We start from the raw sequence: 19,764 nt of genomic DNA on the forward strand, positions 1-19,764 counted from the left end.
ATCAATTCCCCTGTTCTGGCGCGGGAGCGGTCAGGCGCTCCAACCGGGCCTTGGCATTCTGATAGGCGGCGAGCGCGTCGATCGCGGCGATCCGCGTGTCAGCCAGCGTGCGTTCGGCATCGAGCAGATCGAGCTGGCCGAATTTGCCCTCGCGATAGCCGATGCGCGCGATGCGGGCCGCTTCCCGAGCGGCGGCCAGCGCCGGGCCATTGGCGGTGCGGGCGGTGGTCGCCGCATTGGCCTCCTCTGCCTGCGCATCGGTGATGGCCTGCTCCATATCGAGCGCGGTCATGCGCTTCTGGGCCTCGGCCTGAACGCGTTGTGCGCTGGCCTGAGACACCGCCGCCGATCCCGCGTTGAAAACCGGAATTGGCATCGAGAAGGTCACGACAAAGGCAACATCGCCCGGCGCGATATGGCGTACGCCGGGGCCGACATTGAGATCCGGCACGCGCTGCGAGCGCGCCAGGCGAACACCGGCATCGGCCACCGCCAGATCCGCATCAGCGGCAGCCAAGGCCAGCGTGCCGGTGGCGTTGATCGGTTCCAGCGGGCCATAGCCCTTTGCTGGCAGGCTCTCCAGCCATGTGGCGTTCAACGGCTCGGAAACGGGGCGAGCGATCCGCCGTGCCAGATTGGTGCGCGCGGCATCGGCCAGTCGCATGGCCCGCTCGACGCCAGCCTCGGCGTTGGCCTGGGCGACACCAGCCCGTTGCTCCTCAATGGGTGAGGCCCGCCCCGCCTGAACCCGCACTCGCGCGGCGCTTGCGGTATCTTTGGCGATCCGCAGTTGCTCGGCGGCATTGTTGGCGCGCCGCTTGGCAGCGACAGCTTCGATATAGAGCTGTGTAACCTGAAGGCGGATGTCGGCCTGAGTGATCGCGGCGGCGAGGAGCGCGCGATCGGTTTGCGCATTGGCCACGGCGATACGCGCTGAACGCTTCCCGCCCAGTTCAACGGGAATCCCGAGGGAAACCGTCGTTTGGGAGGTGTCGAACTGGCGATAGACCCCGGTTCCACCGATGTTTTCGACCTGGGTTTGCACCGTCGGGTTGGGGCGTAGCCCCGCAACCGTCCGGGCGGCGCGCGCCGCATCGATGCCAGCGCGAGCCGCGTCGGCGGCAGGCGCTGATCCACCGGCAGCGGCAACGGCATCATCAAGCGTAAGGGCAGGCGTCGTGGAGCCCGCCGACGGCAGGTCTTGCGCCTGCGCTAGGGACGCGCAGGAGGCAGCGGCCAGCAAAGCCGCGATAGAGCGATACATGATTGAGGTGTCCTGACCATGAGACATGGGTGCCCCTTCGCCGCAGGCGCGACGATGGGCTCTGCATGCGATGGGTCAGGAGATAGGAGGGCGCAGTCCGGGGCCAGTGGACCAGCGATGGATCGCGGTCGTGGCATGCTCAGGTGCGGCCGGAGCCGCCAGGGCGATCGGCAGATCACCGCTGGTGATGATCGGCGCAAAGGCCGAGGGCCCCTGACAGCTACCATGGTGGTGCGGTACGGCCTTGTCGGCATCGCCCTTCGACTGATCGGCGTCACCGTTGGAGTGAACCACCCCGGAGCAGTCGATCATCGAGCCGAGCGAAATCTCCTGCGCATGCACCGTCGCCGTCACAAACAGTGACGCGACAAGCAAGCACAGCAGAAGGCGGGCACGGCGAAACACAGGTATCCCTTAGCTAGAAGAGAATGATTCGTCACTGGGGAATATTCGGCTGGAAGGATCTGCTTTCAGTAATGATATTTTATCACGAGACGATGGATTTTTTGAGATGTTTTACGTGGGGGTTCTCATATTATCTGCATAAAGATTATCTTTGTTTTAAATAATGGTATGGATTTCAAGAAATATTTTTCCCAATATGGAAATCCATTCAGCGTTCTTTCTTCGACATTGGCTGTATTGCGCCACGCGTTTATAGTCTGTGTCACGCGTTGAGGCGCTTGTTTTGCTCAAACAAAGCTTGAGGGCGCGAAGCTCAATTCCTTCCGAAAAGCGGTGATGAGCAATTCCAATGGCATTGCAGATGACCGGTCAGGCGGATGTTCCGGGCGCGAGGGCAATCGCATCAAAGGTCTTGCTTGGGCAGCAGGGCGCGGGGCGTCCCGGATGATGGTTCGGTCTGAGGCAGGATCTTGAGAGATTGACGATCGCCGATCACTTCTATATTTCGATCTTTATCGAATCATGGAGATTGTGATGGACGCTCTTGCCGTCATCAAAGCCCTAGCAGCCCTCGCGCAGGAGCATCGCCTTGCGGCGTTCCGCCTGCTGGTCCAGGCGGGTGAGGAAGGCTTGCCGGCCGGTGTGATTGGAGAAAAGCTGGGCGTCGTGTCGTCTTCCATGAGCTTCCATCTTGCAGCGTTGGCGAACGCCGGGCTGGTCACTCAGCGTCGCCAGAGCCGCCTCATCATCTACACGGCTAACTATCCGGCGATGAACGCACTGATGGGCTATCTCACCGAGAATTGTTGCGGCGGTGTCCCTTGCACGGATGACCTGCTCTGCTGCCCCAGCCCCTCTGCACCCTCACACTCCGCACCCGAGGAGGATGTCGCATGACTGACCGCATCTTCAACGTGCTGTTCCTCTGCACCGGCAATTCGGCTCGCTCGATCATCGGAGAGGTGCTCACCAACCATCACGGTGCGGGGCGCTTCCGCGCCTATAGTGCGGGCAGCAATCCCAAGGGTGAGGTTCACCCGATGGCCATCGAAACACTCGGCAGCCTTGGCTACGACACCGCAGGTCTGCGGTCCAAAAGCTGGGGCGAATTCACTGGCCCTGATGCGCCCCAGTTCGATTTCATCTTCACCGTCTGCGACAATGCGGCGGGCGAAGCCTGTCCCGTCTGGCTTGGCCATCCGATGACCGCACATTGGGGTATCGAAGATCCCGCTGCCGTCGAAGGTGACGGTCAGGGCCAGGCGTTTATCAATGCCATCTCTTATCTGCACAGGCGCATTGAGCTTTTCCTGTCGCTCAAGCTTAGTGTCCTCGATGGCATGGCGACGGAGCGCAAGCTCAAGGACATTGGCCAGATCGAAGGCGCCAGCCTCAAGGCGGAGAACCCTCAGTGACCACTGACATCATCATCTATCACAACCCGGAATGCGGCACCTCGCGCAATGCGCTGGCCATGATCCGCAACGCCGGGATCGAGCCACATGTGGTGGAATATCTCAAGACGCCGCCCTCGCGCCCGCTGCTCGAAAGCCTGATCGCGCGGGCCGGGATCACCCCGCGCGCGCTGCTGCGCGAGAAGGGCACACCTTTTGCCGAGTTGGGCCTGGACAACCCGGATCTCAGCGACGTGCAGCTCATCGATGCGATGATGGAGCACCCCATCCTGATCAACCGACCGCTGGTGGTCTCGCCGCTGGGCGTCAAGCTGTGCCGCCCCTCCGAGGAGGTGTTGGACCTGATCCCCGCCCAGCAGCGCGGCGCCTTCGCCAAGGAAGACGGCGAGCAGGTGATCGATGCCGAAGGCAAGCGGATCACGGCGGGCTGAATGGCACCGGCGATCACCATCAGGCAGGCTGCGGTGCAGGACGGCAGCGCGATTGCGGCCATCTATGCTCATCATGTCCTGCATGGCACCGCGACCTTTGACACGGTGCCGCGGTCGACCGACGACACGGAGGCCAGGATCGAGGAGTGCCTGGCGCGAGGCTGGCCATTTCTGGTGGCCGAACGTGACGGGGCGGTGATCGGCTATGCCTATGCCACCCAGTTCCGGGACCGCCCCGCCTATGCGGCGGCCTGCGAGGACTCGATCTATCTGCACCCCGATTATCTGGGGCAGGGCGTCGGCAAGGTGTTGCTGGCGGCCTTGCTGGTCGCGGCCGAGCAGGCCGGCTTTCGCCAGATGATCGCCGTGGCGGGTGGCGGCGAACCAGCCTCGGTCGCCCTGCATGCCAGCCTTGGCTTCCGCGATGCGGGGCGCATGCATGCCGTCGGGCGCAAATTCGGGCGCTGGCTCGACACTGTCTATATGCAGATCGCGCTGGGCGCTGGCGACAGCCTGCCGCTTGAGCGTGAACCGCAATGAGCCCTTTGCAGAGATCTCTTTTGGGCCGAGGCTCTGGGCAGCTTCCTGCTGTTCGCCACCGTCATCGGCTCGGGCATCATGGCCGAGCGGCTGTCGGGCGGGAATGTCGCGGTTGCTTTGCTGGGTAACACGCTGGCGACCGGGGCGATGCTCTTTGTGCTGATCACCATGTTGGGCCCGGTGTCGGGCGCGCATTTCAACCCGGCGGTGACGCTGGTGATGCGCCTGCGTCATGCGATCACCACAAGGGCGGCGCTGACTTACGGGGTAGCGCAAATGGCGGGCGGCGTGCTGGGCGTGTGGAGCGCCCATGCCATGTTCGACCTGCCGGTCTGGCAGGTCTCGCAGCATATACGCACCGGCCCCGGCCAATGGCTTGGCGAAGGCATCGCGACTTTCGGGCTCGTGCTGACCATTCTGGGCACGGTGCAGACGCGTGCTGCCTGGGTGCCGGCCAGCGTCGCGCTCTATATCACGGCGGCCTATTGGTTCACCTCCTCCACCAGCTTTGCCAATCCCGCCATCACCGTGGCGCGCTGCCTGAGCGATACCTTCGCGGGCATCGCGCCAGCCAATGTGGCTGGCTTCATCATTGCCCAGATCATCGGCGCGCTGGCGGCCCATCATGCCGCCAAACCGCTGTTTCCCGCCAAGGACATCCTATGAACCGTTTGCGCGACCTGCCCGATCCGGACCATCTGCCCGCGCTCAAGCCTGAGTATGCCCATCGCCATCCCGCGCTGGGGCTCGGGGCGATGGACCCGCCGCCGCGTATCCTGTTGCTTTACGGCTCTCTGCGGGAGCGGTCCTATTCCCGGTTGGTGGTCGAGGAATCCGCGCGTTTGCTGCGCTATTTCGGTTGCGAGACGCGGATCTTCGATCCTTCCGACCTGCCGCTCCCCGATCAGGTGACGGGCGACGATCATCCGGCGGTGGCGGAGCTGCGCGAACTCTCGCTCTGGTCCGAAGGGCAGGTCTGGTGCAGCCCTGAACGGCATGGCCAGATCACCGGGGTCATGAAAGCGCAGATCGACCATCTGCCCCTCGCCATGAAGGGGATGCGCCCGACCCAGGGCAGGACGCTGGCGGTGATGCAGGTCTGCGGCGGCTCGCAGTCGTTCAACGTGGTCAACCAGTTGCGCGTGCTGGGCCGCTGGATGCGCATGTTCACCATCCCCAACCAGTCCTCGGTGCCCAAGGCCTACCTGGAGTTCGACGAGGCGGGCCGGATGAAGCCCTCGGCCTACTACGACCGGGTGGTCGACGTGATGGAGGAGCTGGTGCGCTTCACCCTGCTGCTGCGCCCGCATGCCGATCAGCTCGTGGATCGCTATTCGGAGCGGGTCGAGAAGGATCGCCCGGTCGAGACCCATGTCGAGAAAGCGGATCTGGCTGGCGCGTAAAGTGCAGGCGCTTTTGCCAAACCAGGCCGGCTTCAGGCAGGTCGGGAAGCAATCAGCCTCGCTGCTTCCGGCATGATGAAGTGGCGACTACTTCAGGGCTATCCTTGACTCCCGCTCCATAATTTATTTTGATAATTATCGCATTGAGGAAGGCCGCGCGGCTCGGAGAAGCCCTATGATGAATGTCGTGTTCAACATGCCGGTGCGTATGCTGAGGGTGGGGGAGGACTTGAACCCCTCCCATGATGAAGGGGCAAGATTGCAGGAATGGAACTTAGGCCGGGCAATCATTCACATATTGCGCCAGCCTGATCATGACCGCCACCTGTTCACCATCGAATTTGAATATGATCGGATTGACCATCTTGCCGCTCAGCGGCTCGCTGAAGGCAGTCTGTTTAAGCGGTGGCTGGCGAGCCATGGCGAGCGATTATGACAGATGGCGGCAAAGGGAAGTCTGTGCTTCCAGATCACCCGCCCGCCGCCTTTCGTCCGAGGGGGCAAGCAAATCCGCAGGGCGTTGCGCGGGCTTCTGCGCTCGCCTGTTCAGCTCGCCTTGCTTGCCAGAATGACGGCTTCAACCTTGCGGAATCCTTCCGCAGTGGCGATGGCCAGATCAAGCGGTCTGGCGCCCAGCTTGGTGTCATGGGTGTTGAGGAAGGTGATCGCCCCGCCAGCGCCAAGCGTCTGAATCGCGATGCTCAGGATGCGCCCTTGCCGGTCAGCCGCTTCGCGCGACAAGGTCGGGCCTTGGGCGCGGCGTTGAAATGGCCGGTTCATGGATATGAGCCTTCCTGTTGAAGTGATTGAGCGCGCTGCTCTCGCTGTTCGCGCTGCTTCTCCAGCCGTTTCGTGCGCTCTGCCATGGACTGCCAGACTGCCGCAGCCTGCAAGCGAATCTCGCGCACATTGGGCAGGCTCGTCTCTTCCGCTTCGCGGCGGCTTTGCGCTGCGCAGTCCAGATAGAAGTCGCTTTGTGACGGCATGCTTATCCTCTGATCTGCGCGGCGGGAGAGCCTCGGGAAACTCAGTCGACCATATCGGCCACGATCCTGCGCAGCTCGTCCGGAGAGAGGACGCCGCGCGGCTCGACGGGATGATGTCGCGCCGCCAGGATAATGGGATTGATCGGAAGATGGTTGTTTTTCAATTGCATATACATAAAATTGACTCGAAAAATCGGGCGCCGGTCGGCGCGGTATGATCTCTTTGATATGAGGGGAGGGGGGGCGCTTCGATCGACGGCGATCGCGCGCAGCGGTTTTCCCGCGCCCGGCCGCGATCGCACCCGAAGGCGCATCAAGCAGGCCGGACACGGGCCAACCCATCGGGGGAAGCCCCCGATGTGCCGGACAGTTCCCAAGGCTCAGGCCGAGCCCTGGCGAACGGGTTCAGGCCGAGGCCAGATTGACGGCGGACTGCTTGCCGCGACGATCGGTCTCGATCTCGTAGCTGACGCGCTGGTCCTTGTTGAGCGTCGCCATGCCGGCGCGCTCGACAGCGCTGATATGGACAAAGCTGTCCTCGCCGCCATCGACGGGCTGAATGAAGCCATAGCCCTTGTCGGTGTTGAAGAATTTGACGGTGCCGATAGGCATGGGTGTTTCCTTTTCACGAAAACGAGTACCCACCCGCAACAGCGCGGATGGAGCCGGAAGCGTGGGAAAGGAAGGAGAGCCCCACAGGAATTGGATTCGTAAATCAAATCCGGGGGTCAAGTTCCGTCGCAGGCGACGTTAGCCAAGCCTATATGTGGTCAGGATGTGGAAAAGTCAAGGGGCGATGCCTTCCGGTTGCGTGGCGAAGGCCCCCTGTCTTTGTCGATGTGTTTGTTAAAAATGGCGTTCAGCCTTCGGTTCGGGGCGGCTGGCGAACCAGATGACATGCTCCGAACCGCGATGATCCTTATCCTCGCTGGTGACGATTTCCTCCACCAGAAAGCCGCTTGCCACAAGGCGCGCGGTGAAAGCCGGATCGGGGAAGGCGGACCATACGGCAAGAATGCCTCCCGGTTTCAGGGCCGATGTGACGGCGTGCAAACCATCCATCGTGTAAAGATGATCGTTGACGCGCCGGGTGATGCCTTCCGGCCCATTGTCGACATCGAGCAGGATCGCGTCATAGGCGTCGCGGGCCGCATCGATCAGCATGGCGACATCCTCGGTGACCAGCACAACGCGCGGGTCATCGAGGCAGGATGCCGTCAGCTTTTCCATGGGGCCACGCGCCCATGCGATGATCTCGGGCACCAGCTCGGCCAGAGTGACGCTGGCATCGGCCTCCAGCACGGAAAGCGCCGCCCGCAGCGTATAGCCCATGCCATAGCCGCCGATCAGCAGATCGAGCGTGGGCCTGCCTGCCAGCCTTTCGCAGGTCATGGTGGCCAGGGCTTCTTCCGAAGCGCTGGCACGGGTGCTCATCAGCTCGGTGCAATCGAGCAGGATGGTGAATTCCTGGCCACGCTGCACCAGCCGCAGTTCGCCGCCATCGGGAACAAGCGCGGTGGCTATCAGATCGTGACCGGGCAGGGAAATGCGGCCGGGTGAGCCGGAGGAAGCCGAAGGGCGAGGGGGCGAAGCAAGCTCGGCGTTGTGTTCTAGTGCGATGACGTGCGTGCCTTGCGCGCGGCATAGCGTGCATCGCGGATGGCCTTGCGTTCGGCCTCCGTGGGGGCGGGCATGTCTTTGGCAAGCTGCTTTGCCAGCTTCTCGGCCTTGGCCTGACGACGGGCTTGCGCGAGTGTGGCCAGGCGGGTGGCCTGCGCGGCTTCGCGTTCAAGCGCCTTTTTGGCCTTTGCGACCAACTGGGCCGGATCAGTGGCAGGCTTGGTTTTCAAACGGGCAATCGCGCTTTCTCGGGCGCGAGTGGCAACCGCTATCCTGTCCTGGAAACCAGGCTCTTTATAGGCTGTCATGGGAGTAAGAGACGCTTTCTGCGTTCAAGGGGACGCATCCATGCGCCAGCGTCATCAGTGCAATGACGGCTTTTAAGCGCTAGCATGGTTGGCAGGCGCTGTCCAAGTGAATGCGGCGTGCGAGGCGGGCAGGTCAACCTGCGGGAGAGGAAGGATGCATTAAAAGGCAGGGCCGGTATCTGTTGGTCTGAAACCCAGACGCCAGAGATGGTCCAGCAAGGATTGAGCCTCATTCGTGGCGATTTTCCGCCTTGCGTCTTCCCGGTGGTCGATGGCGTTCATTGCTGCTCGGGAAAGCAACTGCGCTTTCCAACTGGTTTCATGCAAATCGGAAAAGGTGAGGGGCATGGGCTTCGCTTTCGATCGGTCGCCATCCCGCTTGAGAAGGTGTGTCCGGGCGGGGGTGGTGGAGGCCCGGTCTCACCGTCATGCTGAGGCGGAATGCTTTCCGATCGAAGCTTAACATCAAGAAACAAGCGCGCTTTGATACGGTTCCGTTCATCCGGGGCATTTTACCGCACCATAGGCGGGGCCGATCCGGGCTTCAAGGAAACCGGGCGCGGCAGAATATTTGGCAGGCTCGGGAACGGATGGTGCTTTGACCGGTAGTTTCTCGATAGGCTCCGAGGCTCAATTCGCCGTCTCGTTCGGTCGCACCCAGGGCGAATGAAGCAGGACAATCCCCAAGATGATGCAGAAGGCTGTCGTCCTCGTGGTCGAGGACGAACCGATTCTCCGGATGCTCGCCGTGGATGTCGTCGAGGAAGCCGGCTTCGAGGCGATTGATGCGCCCGATGCCGATGCGGCCATGTCCCTTCTGGAAAGCAGGGCAGACATCCGTCTGGTGTTCACCGACATCGATATGCCGGGCAGCATGAACGGGCTGGGGCTGGCGGCCCGTATCCATGACCGCTGGCCGCTGATTGCCCTGATCGTGACCTCCGGAAAGGTTCGGCCTTTGGGGGGCGCCCTGCCGGGGAAGGCGATCTTCATCCCCAAGCCTTTCGACCTTCCTCATGTGATCAGCGCCCTGCAACATATGGCGGCCTGACACGGGCAGCGGCATTTTGGCGGACGCCCTAGCTGGCCGCGACAAGCTTTCCTTCGAGCCTGAAACGCAATCCCTCCGGATCATAGCTGACACTGCCGGTTCCGCCAAAATGCGAGGATGCGGCATTGTCGATCAAGCGGGAACCCAGACCGCGCCGCGTCGGCGGCAAGACGGTGGGGCCGCCCTGTTCGGTCCAGGCCAGGGTAAAGTGTTCCCCGGCCAGATCCCAGTTCAGCTCGATGGTGCCCGTATCATTCGAGAGCGCGCCATATTTCGTGGCGTTGGTGGCCAGTTCATGCAGCGTCAGGGCCAGACCAAGGACCTGATCGGCATTCAGGATGATCGAGGGCCCCGCTATGGCGATCCTGCTGCGATCACCCTGATGGGGGGCCAGCGTGGTATGAGCCACGGCATGGATATCGGCCGCCTTCCATGAGGTGGCGATCAGGATGTCCTGCGCCTGCGCCATGGTCTGCAACCGCGCGGCGATCGTTCGGGCGCCTTCGTCCAGGTTGGTGGTATGCCTCAGCGTGTAGCTGGTGATGGCCTGAACCATCGCCAGCAGGTTCTTCATGCGATGCGCCAATTCGTGGTTGAGCGTGTTCTGCCGCTCCTCGGCCTTCAGCCGCGCCAGCGCTGCCTGGGTGCGATCGGCCACCTGTTCGACGAAGCTGATGTCGTCCTGCGAGAGTTGGCGCAGATCGTCGAAATGGACGAAGGCGACCAGCACAAAGCGATCCTGCTCGAAAACCGGGAAATTGAGCAGCACGCGAATGCCCAGATCAGCCATGGCCTGCGCATTGGCCATGGTCCTTGGATCGGTTCTGACATCGGCCACGATCACCGTTTCGCGCTGCTTCAGATCCTCGATGAAGCTGCCGAAATCGCGGAAGCGGAAGGTGCCCTCCACCGACCCGGCCCCCTGCGCGCACCAGTTGCGGTGCATCACCACCGTTTCCCGCTCGGGATCGACGGTGCCCAGACCCGCGCGGGTCGCCTGCAGCGCTTCGGCCATGATCTGCGCGGCGGTATGGGTGATCTGCGCCGGATCGCGCATGGTGCGCAGCTTTTCACCCAGTTCCGCCAGCGCGGCCTGACGCCGCACCTGCTTCACGCGATCGGTCACATCATGGCCGACGACGAAGATGCCGGTCACGCTCCCGGCCTCCTTGATCGGCTGATAGAGGAAATCCAGAAAACGGTCGGTGGAGGATTCGCCCGGTCTGGTTGCCGCGATGAAATGGGCGCCGCGCATGGAGAATGGCTCGCCCTCGGCATAGACCCTGTCGAGCAGCGCCACGAAGCCCTGCTCGGCCGCTTCGGGCAGGGCTTCGGCCACGGTGCGCCCGATCACGCTGCGCTGGTCGATCAACGCGCGATAGGCCGGATTGGCGGAGACGAAGATATGCTCCGGGCCTTCCAGCACCGCCATGAAGCTGGGCGCGTCGTCGAACATGGCGCTGGCGCGGCGCAGCTCGTCCAGAGCGCCGTCCCGTGCCGAGCGCAATTGCACGATCAGGCGATCGCGTTGCAGCAGCAGATCCTCGATCACCGCCATCTGCCGCGCTGTCGCCAGATGTTTGGCGATCAGATCCGACAGCAATTTGAAGGTGTTGAGAACTTCCGGTGTGTTGAGCTTGCGGGGCTGCGGATCGATGGCGCACAGCGTGCCGAAGAACGACCCGTCCGGCAGCAGGATCGGGAAAGACACATAGCTGCGCAACCCATAGAGCGCGGGCGTGTGATGATGGCAGTAAATCGGATCGGCGGCGACATCCTCGATGATGACCGGCTGGCGATGGTCCCTGATCTCATGACAGATCGTGGTTTCCAGCGGCAGCTCGCCACCGGGCAGCAGGCCAAAGGCGATCTCGTCGCGCGTGGCGCAGGCCAGCCACTGCTTCTCGGTGACGCTGGCGATGGCGGCAAAGCCCATGGAGGTGGTGTGGCAGACCATCGCCAGAATGGCGGGAACCGCTTCCATCCCCGCGATCCGTTCCAGATCCTGTTGCTTTTCCCGATCCAAGCGCTGCCCTCCTTGCCCGCGATGTCCCTGTATCGCGCGCTGGCTGGCTTGTCTGCTGTCAACTTGAGGGAAAGGTGCCTTGAGCGTCAGTTGGGTGATGGACGGCAGATCCGACCATCGCCCAACTGCAACAGCCTCGCTTTGAAAAGGCTGTTTGTTATGCCTCTGCGGAGCGCAGCCCGCCGCGTCAAACGTGTTCGAATGAGGCTTACGCGCAGGCGATCATTGGGCCGCCGCGTGATCGTATTCGGCCGGCGTCACCGGCTTGAGCCAGACCGTCTTGCCTTTTTGCGTGGGGGTCACGGCGAAATAGGAGAAATCCGAGCTGGGCGTCGCGCCATGCCAATGCTCGACACCCGGCGCTGACTTGATGACATCGCCCTTGTGCACCAGCCGGGCCGGCTCTCCCTTTTCCTGATAGTAACCTGTGCCCTGGGTGATCACCAGAACCTGCCCGCCGGGATGGACATGCCAGTCCAGTTTTGCGCCCGGCCCGTAATCGGCAACGGCGATACTGGGGTCGAACACATCGTCCCCGACATTGAGTTCCTTGAGCCAGATATCACCGGTGTGATTCCTGGTCGTCGAAAGCTCCCCCTTGGGAAAGAGCGCGGGTTGGCCATGGGCGGCACTCGCAGCGATGGAAAGGGCCATGGCGGGAGCCATCATGATTTTTGCCGTCAGTTTCATCATCATCCCTCTCTTATGGTTTTGCCGTCAAAGCTTGCGCGTGCCGAGCCATTGGACCATCGCCGGGTCGTGGTGATCGAAGAAGCTGCTGGCCTTCTGGTCCAGCGCCGCGATGGCCGCGATATCGTCCTGATCCAGCGCGAAATCGAACACCGCGAAATTCTCGGCCATGCGTTCCTTGCGGACCGACTTGGGGATGGCCACGATGCCGCGCTGGATCAGCCAGCGTAGCACCACCTGCGCGACGCTCTTGCCATGCTTGTGGCCGATGGCCTGCAGGGCCTCATGGGTGAACAGGCCGTTCTTGCCCTCGGCGAAGGGGCCCCATGCCTCGGGCTGGATCGCGTGGTCGCGCAGCAGTTGCTGCGCATCATGCTGTTGATGGAAGGGATGGATCTCGATCTGGTTTACCGCCGGGGTGATCTGGTTGTGCAGCACGAAGTCCAGCGCGCGATCGGGATAGAAGTTGCTGATGCCGATCGCGCGGATGCGCCCGGCGCGATAGAGTTCCTCCATGGCCCGCCACGCGCCATAGACATCGCCATAGGGCTGGTGGATCAGCCAGAGGTCGAGATAATCGAGCTGCAATTTGTTGAGCGACCGTTCGAAGGCGGCCTTGGCGCCTTCATAGCTGGCATCCTCGATCCACAGCTTGGTGGTGACGAACAGCTCGCCCCGGTCGATGCCATGGCTGCGGATGGCCGCGCCGACGGCCTCCTCATTGCCATAGGAGCGGGCGGTATCGAGCAGGCGGTAACCCACGTCGATGGCATCGCGCACGCTTCTTTCGCACTCGGCCGGATCGGGCACCTGAAACACGCCGAAGCCCAGGATCGGCATGTGGACGCCATTGTTCAGGGTGACGGTGGGCGTGGTGCTGGTCATGATCGTCGCTTTCAAGGGAGGCACGTTCTGACAGCCATCATATGCCAGCACCGTCCTTGCGAACAGAGGTGGTAATCGGCATGGCGCCATGACACTGAGTCATGGAATGGATGTGAGGAGCGGCGGCATGTATCGCGACGATCTTGGAAGTCTGGCGATGTTTCAGGCTGTCGCGCAGGCGGGCAGCTTCACCAAGGCTGCGGCGCAACTGGGTGTGTCGCAATCGGCGCTGAGCCATTCCCTGCGCCGGCTGGAGGGCAAATTGGGCCTGCGCCTGCTCAACCGGTCCTCGCGCAGCATCGCGCCCACCGAAGCGGGGGAGCGGCTGCTGGAAACACTCGGCCCGGCGCTGGAGCAGATCGATGCCAGGATCGCGTCGCTCACGGCCTTGCGCGATCAGCCTGCCGGAACCATCCGCATCTCGGCCGCCGAACATTCGGCGCGCACCCTGTTGTGGCCGGCGGTCGACCGGCTCGTTGCCCGCTATCCCGACATTCGTGTCGAGATCAACGTCAATGCCGGGCTGACCGACATTGTCGCCGGGCGCTACGATGCGGGCATTCGTCTGGGGGAAAGGCTGGAGCAGGACATGATCGCGGTGAGGATCGGCCCGCGCCTGCGCATGGTGACGGCGGGAGCCCCGGCCTATTTCGCCAAACATGGCCGCCCGGCGACGCCGCATGATCTGTCCCGCCATCGCTGCATCAATCTGCGGATGCCGAGCGGAAACCTCTACAGTTGGGAATATGAACAGGACGGACGGGAGCTGAAGGTCAAGGTCGACGGCCAGCTGGTGTTCAACGATGTCGAACTCCTCGTGGCGGCGGCGGTTCAGGGGCATGGCCTTGTGCATCTGGTGGAGGACCGGGCCGCGCCGCTCTTGGCCTCGGGCGCGCTGGAGCCGGTGCTGGAGGATTGGTGCGAGCCCTTCGACGGCTATTACCTCTATTATCCGAGCCGTCGCCAGCCATCGCCCGCCTTCAGCCTTTTGCTGGAGGCGCTGCGGTTCAAGGGCTGACGCTTTCCGCCCTTGAACCACCGTCCGTTCAGAGGCTCATCGAATGTCCTGATAATGTCTGGTGGCCGGTTTGCCGCGAACGGCGATGGACAGGTAATTGGCGAAATAGAGGCCGGCGATGCGCGCGAAGCCCTGCTTCCGCATGCGGCGCCCCGATGTCGGCATGACGAAGCGGGGCGAGAACAGCACCTTGCCATGGCTTCTGGCGCGTTTCCCGATGTCGACGTCCTCGCCATAGAATTCGATCGTCCGGTCGAACCCGCCCATCTTTTCCAGCACATCGCGGCGGATCGCGAAATTGCCGCCCACCATCATATAGCCGGTCAGCTTGTAGAGCGGCCTTGCCGCGATGAACCAAGCTCTGGAAATCCCGTTCCGCGCCCGCCCCAGATCGTAGAAGCTGTAAGGGCCCGACAGGCAGGCCAGAGACTCGCGCGCCGCGAATTGCTCGCGGATCTGTGTGATCCAGCCGGCGGGCGGCTTGGTGTCGGCATCGACATAGGCGATGATCTCGCCGCTGGCCGCCTGAAAGCCGCACTGGCGGGCGCGGGTGATGCCCTTGTGAGGTTCGAACACATAGGTCACGCCCGGATAGCCCTCGATGATTTGCCGGGTGCGATCCGTGCTGTTGTTGTCGATGACGATGATTTCCAGCGCCTCGCCCGCGACATTGTTCATGATCGCATCGAGGCAGGCGGGGAGATAATCCTCCTCGTTATAGGCGGGGACGATCAGGCTGATGGTCGGGCTCTGGCGGGCTGTGGCGTTTGTCATGATGGCACGTAGGTTGCACCATCCAGGTTCCGGTAACATGACAGTCATGCATTCCGTCAATCCTTGTCCCAGGCGCGAAAATGTCTGGTATAGGCGATCTGCGTGGCATCGACGTGATCGAGCACCAGATCGTCTGTCACGATTTCATAGCGCCATTGATCTTCCAGAGGACGGCCGATCACATGGCGAATGGCCAGGCCCAGCGTCCAGTCGCCTTCCTGCCGCATGCTGCGCGCCACCCCGAGCGGATCATGCTGAAATTTCCACAGCGTCACGAAAGCATCGAACGGAAGCGTGTTCATGGGCTTTCCTTCATGGAACACGCGGGCTTTCGCGTGCCCATTCATGCCGGCGCTCTTTTGCGGCAAAGGTCAGTGCGGTTAGCGCCGTTGCGGCCTCCTCGCGGTCCGGCGGGTGGATGAGGCTTTCCTAACCTCTTTGCCATTGCTCAAAGCCGCTCGTGCCAGCCAGACGCTGCATATCGAGATGATCGATCGCGAAGGTGCCGTGAACCACGGCAAAACGCCATTGTTCATCACCGGGCTGGCCGAGCACATGGGTGATTGCGGTGCCGAAGGTCCAGTCGCCCTGCTGAAGCAGGCTGCGGATCACCCCGCCATGGTCGGCGGCCAGCCGCCAGAGAGTCACGGTCGAGTTGAAGGCGAGTTCAGGCATGGCGCAGTCCTCAGGCGGACTCGCGAAATGTCGCGTGCCCCACGATCTCAGCGCTTCTTTCGCGCAAAGGTCAAAGCAAATCCCGCCGGCTTGGCGTCTTTGCGATGAGGTGAGGCATGGCGGATTGTCCCAGGCTATTCTGCCCTCTCATGGCATCCTCAACGATCGGACAACCCCCGATCGGGATTCTCGCTCAGCGATCCGCTTTCCTGACGGTCTTCTTCCCGCTCCTGGGGGCTCAGGCGCAGGCGGGGCACCGTGGCATGACCGTTTTCGCGGCTTTCGGCCCATGCGGCTTCGGTGTTCCACGCCTTGGCGGCAGCCCGAGCGATCTTGCGGACATTTTCGAGGGGTTCGCTGTCGGCGCGCTGAAGCTGAAGGGCTTCCTGGGCGCGGCAAAATGCGGCTGAGAGTGTCATGTCCAGATCCTTGCAGGCAGGAGGAAAGCGCGATCGCGCGCTTCTTCGTGGGTATGGACCTGAAAGCGCGACAGCTTGGACAGGCCGAAGGTGGTGACGAGCGCCGCATCGGCGGCATCACGTCCGCGCGCCATCAGGATGCGCCCGGCGCGCGGGCTGTTATGGCGAGCATCGAAAGTGTACCAGCCCCCGGCCAGAAACACCTCGAACCATGCGGAAAAGTCCATGTCGCCCACCACGGCGGGCAGGTCCATATCCCCCAGATAGCCGGTGCAATAGCGGGCGGGGATGTTCATGCAGCGGCACAGGGCGATCGCCAGATGGGCATAGTCGCGGCAGACACCGGTCTGTTCCCGCCAGGCGTCGAAAGCGGTCTTGGTGGGGCGGGCATGTTCATAGCCGAAGGCGATGCGCTGATGCGTATAGGCGACAATGGCCTGCACCTGTGCCCAGCCCGGCGTGATCCGGCTGAACAGCGGCCAGGCAATGTCCACCAGCCGGTCCGTCTCGCAATAACGGCTGCCCAGCAGATAGACCATGATCTCATCGGGCAGATCGCTGACCGGCACGGCTTGGGCATCGGGTGCGACAGCATCGGGGATGAAAGCATCCTCGATGGTAAAGCTGCACGACAGGGTGATGCCGCCCGCCGGCATGGTCAGCCGCGTGCAGATATTGCCGAAGCCATCCATATAATCATACAGGGGCACCTCGGGCACGGTGGTGATCCGCTGCATGCTGCGCAGATCGCGGTTGCGCGAGGGATGGACGCTGAGCGCGGCCAGCATCGGCGTGGCCAGATCGGCTTCGAAGGCCATGTCATATCCGGCGCGGATCAGCATCCTGACGCTCCTGCATGCAAGGAGAAGGCTTCGCGAGAGCGGGCATGGCGCTGGACCGAAGGGAGAGGGCCATAAAAGGCTCCCTCACGCAGAGCAGATAAATGCTCTCAAAGCGACAAATATATTTTCTATTTTTCTCTACCACATCGAATTGAGTCTGCAAAATCGTAAAAGTGGTGTAGGGCATCGCCATCACCTGATGATAATCCAAGCCACATGTGACAGAGGGACTGACTGCGCCCCCGCTTGAAGCAGGAGTGCGCTTTATGTGCCCCAACCAGATTCTTTTCGATGAACAGATCGCATTGATTGGATGCAATACTTCCAACAGTTCTGTTCACATGCTGCGCCATCGCCGGCAGTTGGCGATCACCCAGCGGTTGCTGCGCGCCTATCCCTATCCGCACCGCCCCTATGATCCCTCGGCAGGCGGCCCCGCTGGCAAGGCGGGGCAGGCATCGCGTGTCGCGGCCATCTCCCCGTTGCAGAGAGGAACCCGCTGATATGGCCAAGGGACAAAAACGCAGCACCCGCGAAATCCGCAAGCCCAAGGCCGCCAAGCCGAAGGCAGCGCCTGTGGCCCTGCCGAATTCGCCGGTCAGCACGCTGATCCAGAAGCCGAAAGGCAAGCTCTGAGACAAGGTTCTGGGCACACAGTTGCGCGTCGCCTTCATCGGTAACGCCCTGCCGCGCCGCTGCGGGATCGCCACCTTCACCACCGATCTGGAGCAGGCTGTCAGCATGCTGCCGGAGATCGTCGAGAGCGGCATTCTGGCGATGCGCGATCCGGGCGGTGACTATCTGTGGCCCGCCCATGTGGTGCGCAGCATCGATCAGAACGATCCGGCCCAATATCGCGCCGCCGCCGATGCCATCAATGAGGCGGGCTATGATGTCGCCTGCCTGCAACATGAATTCGGCATCTTCGGCGGCGAGGCCGGATGCCTGATCCTCGATCTGATCGCGGGGCTGACCATGCCGCTGGTCACCACGCTGCACACCGTTCTCGACCGGCCCAGCCCGGCGCAGCGGGTGGTGATGGAGGCGGTGCTGGCGGCGTCAGCGCGGGTCATCGTCATGGCGCAAAAGGGGCGCTCGATCCTGATCGAGACCTATAGCGCGGATCCGGGCAAGATCTGTGTCATCCCCCATGGCATTCCCGACGAGCCTTTTGCCGATAGCGATGCGGCGAAACAGCGCCGGGGCTTTCCGGGGCGTCAGGTCATTCTCACCTTCGGCCTGATCAGCCCCAACAAGGGCATCGAGACCATGATCGAGGCCATGCCCGCGATTGTGGAGCGCTGCCCCGATGCCGTTTACGTCGTGATGGGCGCGACGCATCCACATCTGCTGCGCGACGCCGGGGAGAGCTATCGCCTCGGCCTGATGGAGCGGGTCGAGGAGCTGGGGCTGGGCAACCATGTCGTGTTCCTCAACCGTTTTGCCGAGCGGCCCGAACTGCTCGACCATATCGCCATGTGCGATGTCTATGTCACGCCCTACCGCGATGAGGCGCAGATGACCTCGGGCACGCTGGCCTATGCGCATGGGCTGGGGCGTGCGGTGGTCTCCACCCCCTATTGGCACGCGGCCGAATTGCTGGGCAACGGATCGGGCATGCTGGTGCCCTTTGACGACGGCCCGCGCATGGGTGAGGCCGTGGCCGACCTGCTGGTCGACGGGCCGGCGCGGCAGGTCATGGCCAACAACGCCTATGTCGCCAGCCGTCCGATGATCTGGGCCCATGTGGCGCAACGCTATGGCGAGGCTTTCCGTGAGGCCTTGCGCTCACCGGTCGGCATCCGCTTGCGGGCGGGTCGTGCTGCGCCCCTTGCTCTGCCGATCCTGCCTTTGCCCGCCACCTCGAACCGGCATTTCAAGGCGATGTGCGACGACACCGGCCTGTTCCAGCACGCCATCCGCTCCATTCCCGACCGCCGCCATGGCTATTGCGTCGATGACAATGCCCGCGCCCTGCTGCTCTGCATCCAGCCTGACAACCGGCTCGACGGGGCATTGGCGCTGGCCGCGCATTTTGCCAGCTTCGTCCAGCATGCCTGGAATTCGGACTATCGCCGTTTCCGCAATTTCATGAGTTTCGAGCGGCGCTGGCTGGAACCCGCCGGATCGCAGGACAGCCATGGACGCACGCTCTGGGCGCTGGGGGTCTGTGCTGCTTCATCCGATCCGGGGCTGGCGGCCTGGGCAACCGATCTTTTCGTGGAAGCCTTGCCCACCGTGCTGGAGTTCACCGCGCCGCGAAGCTGGGCCTTTGCCCTGCTGGGCCTGGATGCCTATTGCCCGGTGCATCCGGGCGACACGGTGGCCGATGCGATACGTCACCGTCTGGCCGGGCGTCTGGTCCGGCTGCTGCGCGACACCGCGACCGATCCGTGGCCGTGGTTTGAAGACCGGCTGACCTATGACAATGCCCGCCTGTGCGAGGCGCTGATCCGTACCGGGGGGCGCATCGGCGACGCGGACATGCTGGCGGCGGGTCTGGCCAGCCTGCGCTGGCTGCTGGGGATGCAGACGGCGCCAGCCGGGCATTTCCGCCCCATCGGATCGCAAGGCTTCATGCTGGCCCAACGCACACCTCTGCCCTTCGATCAACAGCCGCTGGAAGCCTGCGCGACCGTGGCGGCCTGCCGTGCGGCGCGGCAGCACGATCGAAGCGAGCTCTGGATATCGTCGGCCCATCAGGCTTTTGCCTGGTTCCTGGGGGAGAACGATCTGGCCGTGTCGCTTGTGGACATAGAAAGCGGTAGCTGCCGCGACGGGCTGCATCCCGATCGCGCGAATGACAATCGCGGTGCGGAATCCGTCTTGTCCTATCTTCTTGCGCTGGCGGATATGCGCGCGATGGTGCGTCGCGGCCCTTCGTTTCCGGCACCGCCCGACAGCCCGCCGGACAAGGTGCCCCTGGATGGGTGAGCAGGACAGAAGCTTCCCCATCGCCGCACCTCATGATGACGGAAAGGTCATGATTGCACAGTGATAACAGACGACAGG

Annotated in this window: 29 protein-coding genes; 12 read left to right on the forward strand and 17 right to left on the reverse strand. The window is 62.8% G+C overall.

What is annotated here, in order from left to right:
• Position 1 precedes the first annotated feature (1 nt).
• Both ABDW49_RS22555 and ABDW49_RS22560 read right to left on the reverse strand, forming a co-directional pair.
• Positions 2 to 1,264, reverse strand: coding sequence for a TolC family protein (locus ABDW49_RS22555; RefSeq protein WP_343615438.1), 1,263 nt, complete (start codon positions 1,262 to 1,264; stop codon positions 2 to 4).
• A 75-nt stretch (positions 1,265 to 1,339) separates the two neighbouring features.
• Positions 1,340 to 1,669, reverse strand: coding sequence for a hypothetical protein (locus ABDW49_RS22560; protein WP_343615440.1), 330 nt, complete (start codon positions 1,667 to 1,669; stop codon positions 1,340 to 1,342).
• Between the two features lie 534 nt (positions 1,670 to 2,203).
• On the opposite strand from ABDW49_RS22560, the gene ABDW49_RS22565 reads away from it, so the two are divergent.
• The 7 genes from ABDW49_RS22565 to ABDW49_RS22595 all read left to right on the forward strand — a co-directional run bounded on the left by ABDW49_RS22565 (position 2,204) and on the right by ABDW49_RS22595 (position 5,894).
• The gene (locus ABDW49_RS22565) at positions 2,204 to 2,566 is read left to right on the forward strand and encodes a helix-turn-helix transcriptional regulator (RefSeq protein WP_343615441.1); all 363 of its coding nucleotides are present in this window, start codon (positions 2,204 to 2,206) and stop codon (positions 2,564 to 2,566) included.
• Positions 2,563 to 3,084, forward strand: a complete 522-nt coding sequence (locus ABDW49_RS22570; protein ID WP_343615443.1) for an arsenate reductase ArsC — start codon at positions 2,563 to 2,565, stop codon at positions 3,082 to 3,084. Before ABDW49_RS22565 ends, ABDW49_RS22570 begins: the two co-directional genes overlap by 4 nt.
• Positions 3,081 to 3,515 carry an arsenate reductase (glutaredoxin) gene (gene arsC, locus ABDW49_RS22575; RefSeq protein WP_343615445.1) on the forward strand — a complete coding sequence of 145 codons (435 nt, stop codon included), beginning with the start codon at positions 3,081 to 3,083 and terminating at the stop codon, positions 3,513 to 3,515. The genes ABDW49_RS22570 and arsC overlap by 4 nt, the downstream gene beginning before the upstream one ends.
• On the forward strand, positions 3,516 to 4,055 hold the full coding sequence (locus ABDW49_RS22580) for an N-acetyltransferase family protein (protein WP_343615447.1): 540 nt from the start codon (positions 3,516 to 3,518) through the stop codon (positions 4,053 to 4,055). It abuts the gene before it with no gap.
• Positions 4,056 to 4,088: 33 nt separating this feature from the next.
• On the forward strand, positions 4,089 to 4,721 hold the full coding sequence (locus ABDW49_RS22585; RefSeq protein ID WP_343617362.1) for an MIP/aquaporin family protein: 633 nt from the start codon (positions 4,089 to 4,091) through the stop codon (positions 4,719 to 4,721).
• Positions 4,718 to 5,458 (forward strand): arsenical resistance protein ArsH, encoded by a 741-nt coding sequence (gene arsH, locus ABDW49_RS22590; RefSeq protein WP_343615448.1) that lies wholly within the window; start codon positions 4,718 to 4,720, stop codon positions 5,456 to 5,458. The genes ABDW49_RS22585 and arsH overlap by 4 nt, the downstream gene beginning before the upstream one ends.
• A gap of 175 nt (positions 5,459 to 5,633) precedes the next feature.
• Positions 5,634 to 5,894, forward strand: coding sequence for a hypothetical protein (locus ABDW49_RS22595; protein ID WP_343615450.1), 261 nt, complete (start codon positions 5,634 to 5,636; stop codon positions 5,892 to 5,894).
• A gap of 110 nt (positions 5,895 to 6,004) precedes the next feature.
• Here the strand turns inward: ABDW49_RS22595 and ABDW49_RS22600 are convergent, their stop codons facing one another.
• From ABDW49_RS22600 to ABDW49_RS22630, 7 genes are all read right to left on the reverse strand, one after another.
• The gene (locus ABDW49_RS22600; protein WP_343615452.1) at positions 6,005 to 6,238 is read right to left on the reverse strand and encodes a hypothetical protein; all 234 of its coding nucleotides are present in this window, start codon (positions 6,236 to 6,238) and stop codon (positions 6,005 to 6,007) included.
• Entirely contained in the window at positions 6,235 to 6,444 is a 210-nt protein-coding gene (locus ABDW49_RS22605; RefSeq protein WP_343615454.1) for a hypothetical protein, read from the reverse strand. Before ABDW49_RS22605 ends, ABDW49_RS22600 begins: the two co-directional genes overlap by 4 nt.
• A gap of 41 nt (positions 6,445 to 6,485) precedes the next feature.
• Positions 6,486 to 6,620: a hypothetical protein gene (locus ABDW49_RS22610; protein WP_343615455.1), complete on the reverse strand. Its 135-nt coding sequence runs from the start codon at positions 6,618 to 6,620 to the stop codon at positions 6,486 to 6,488.
• Between the two features lie 229 nt (positions 6,621 to 6,849).
• On the reverse strand, positions 6,850 to 7,056 hold the full coding sequence (locus ABDW49_RS22615) for a cold-shock protein (protein ID WP_343615457.1): 207 nt from the start codon (positions 7,054 to 7,056) through the stop codon (positions 6,850 to 6,852).
• 234 nt (positions 7,057 to 7,290) lie between these two features.
• Positions 7,291 to 7,986: a spermidine synthase gene (locus ABDW49_RS22620; protein ID WP_343617364.1), complete on the reverse strand. Its 696-nt coding sequence runs from the start codon at positions 7,984 to 7,986 to the stop codon at positions 7,291 to 7,293.
• Between the two features lie 68 nt (positions 7,987 to 8,054).
• Positions 8,055 to 8,372: a DUF6481 family protein gene (locus ABDW49_RS22625; protein WP_343615459.1), complete on the reverse strand. Its 318-nt coding sequence runs from the start codon at positions 8,370 to 8,372 to the stop codon at positions 8,055 to 8,057.
• 159 nt (positions 8,373 to 8,531) lie between these two features.
• A complete protein-coding gene (locus tag ABDW49_RS22630; protein WP_343615461.1) occupies positions 8,532 to 8,720 on the reverse strand; it encodes a hypothetical protein in 189 nt (62 codons plus the stop codon).
• A 340-nt stretch (positions 8,721 to 9,060) separates the two neighbouring features.
• Between ABDW49_RS22630 and ABDW49_RS22635 the strand changes: the two genes are divergently transcribed.
• The gene (locus ABDW49_RS22635) at positions 9,061 to 9,423 is read left to right on the forward strand and encodes a response regulator (protein ID WP_343615463.1); all 363 of its coding nucleotides are present in this window, start codon (positions 9,061 to 9,063) and stop codon (positions 9,421 to 9,423) included.
• Between the two features lie 28 nt (positions 9,424 to 9,451).
• On the opposite strand, the gene ABDW49_RS22640 is transcribed toward ABDW49_RS22635, so the two are convergent.
• The 3 genes from ABDW49_RS22640 to ABDW49_RS22650 all read right to left on the reverse strand — a co-directional run bounded on the left by ABDW49_RS22640 (position 9,452) and on the right by ABDW49_RS22650 (position 13,024).
• Complete coding sequence (locus ABDW49_RS22640; RefSeq protein ID WP_343615465.1) at positions 9,452 to 11,449, reverse strand: HWE histidine kinase domain-containing protein; 1,998 nt, start codon at positions 11,447 to 11,449, stop codon at positions 9,452 to 9,454.
• A gap of 222 nt (positions 11,450 to 11,671) precedes the next feature.
• The gene (locus ABDW49_RS22645) at positions 11,672 to 12,145 is read right to left on the reverse strand and encodes a cupin domain-containing protein (protein ID WP_343615466.1); all 474 of its coding nucleotides are present in this window, start codon (positions 12,143 to 12,145) and stop codon (positions 11,672 to 11,674) included.
• Between the two features lie 21 nt (positions 12,146 to 12,166).
• Complete coding sequence (locus tag ABDW49_RS22650) at positions 12,167 to 13,024, reverse strand: aldo/keto reductase (protein WP_343615468.1); 858 nt, start codon at positions 13,022 to 13,024, stop codon at positions 12,167 to 12,169.
• Between the two features lie 127 nt (positions 13,025 to 13,151).
• On the opposite strand from ABDW49_RS22650, the gene ABDW49_RS22655 reads away from it, so the two are divergent.
• A complete protein-coding gene (locus ABDW49_RS22655) occupies positions 13,152 to 14,042 on the forward strand; it encodes a LysR family transcriptional regulator (protein ID WP_343615470.1) in 891 nt (296 codons plus the stop codon).
• Positions 14,043 to 14,078: 36 nt separating this feature from the next.
• Here ABDW49_RS22655 and ABDW49_RS22660 read toward each other — a convergent pair whose 3' ends face one another.
• The 5 genes from ABDW49_RS22660 to ABDW49_RS22680 all read right to left on the reverse strand — a co-directional run bounded on the left by ABDW49_RS22660 (position 14,079) and on the right by ABDW49_RS22680 (position 16,752).
• The gene (locus ABDW49_RS22660) at positions 14,079 to 14,816 is read right to left on the reverse strand and encodes a glycosyltransferase family A protein (RefSeq protein WP_343615472.1); all 738 of its coding nucleotides are present in this window, start codon (positions 14,814 to 14,816) and stop codon (positions 14,079 to 14,081) included.
• Positions 14,817 to 14,872: 56 nt separating this feature from the next.
• The gene (locus tag ABDW49_RS22665; protein ID WP_343615473.1) at positions 14,873 to 15,118 is read right to left on the reverse strand and encodes a hypothetical protein; all 246 of its coding nucleotides are present in this window, start codon (positions 15,116 to 15,118) and stop codon (positions 14,873 to 14,875) included.
• Between the two features lie 127 nt (positions 15,119 to 15,245).
• Positions 15,246 to 15,491, reverse strand: coding sequence for a hypothetical protein (locus tag ABDW49_RS22670; protein WP_343615474.1), 246 nt, complete (start codon positions 15,489 to 15,491; stop codon positions 15,246 to 15,248).
• 158 nt (positions 15,492 to 15,649) lie between these two features.
• The gene (locus tag ABDW49_RS22675) at positions 15,650 to 15,910 is read right to left on the reverse strand and encodes a hypothetical protein (protein WP_343615475.1); all 261 of its coding nucleotides are present in this window, start codon (positions 15,908 to 15,910) and stop codon (positions 15,650 to 15,652) included.
• The gene (locus ABDW49_RS22680) at positions 15,907 to 16,752 is read right to left on the reverse strand and encodes a transglutaminase family protein (protein WP_343615476.1); all 846 of its coding nucleotides are present in this window, start codon (positions 16,750 to 16,752) and stop codon (positions 15,907 to 15,909) included. Before ABDW49_RS22680 ends, ABDW49_RS22675 begins: the two co-directional genes overlap by 4 nt.
• A 341-nt stretch (positions 16,753 to 17,093) precedes the next feature.
• Between ABDW49_RS22680 and ABDW49_RS22685 the strand changes: the two genes are divergently transcribed.
• The 3 genes from ABDW49_RS22685 to ABDW49_RS22695 are packed head-to-tail and all read left to right on the forward strand — an operon-like array spanning position 17,094 to position 19,686.
• Positions 17,094 to 17,255: a hypothetical protein gene (locus ABDW49_RS22685; RefSeq protein ID WP_343615477.1), complete on the forward strand. Its 162-nt coding sequence runs from the start codon at positions 17,094 to 17,096 to the stop codon at positions 17,253 to 17,255.
• A gap of 1 nt (position 17,256) precedes the next feature.
• Positions 17,257 to 17,388 carry a hypothetical protein gene (locus ABDW49_RS22690; RefSeq protein ID WP_281198717.1) on the forward strand — a complete coding sequence of 44 codons (132 nt, stop codon included), beginning with the start codon at positions 17,257 to 17,259 and terminating at the stop codon, positions 17,386 to 17,388.
• A 21-nt stretch (positions 17,389 to 17,409) separates the two neighbouring features.
• Positions 17,410 to 19,686, forward strand: coding sequence for a glycosyltransferase family 4 protein (locus ABDW49_RS22695; protein WP_343615480.1), 2,277 nt, complete (start codon positions 17,410 to 17,412; stop codon positions 19,684 to 19,686).
• Positions 19,687 to 19,764 lie beyond the last annotated feature (78 nt).

The sequence above is a fragment of the Novosphingobium sp. genome (assembly GCF_039595395.1).
In the GTDB taxonomy this organism is placed as follows: Bacteria; Pseudomonadota; Alphaproteobacteria; order Sphingomonadales; family Sphingomonadaceae; genus Novosphingobium.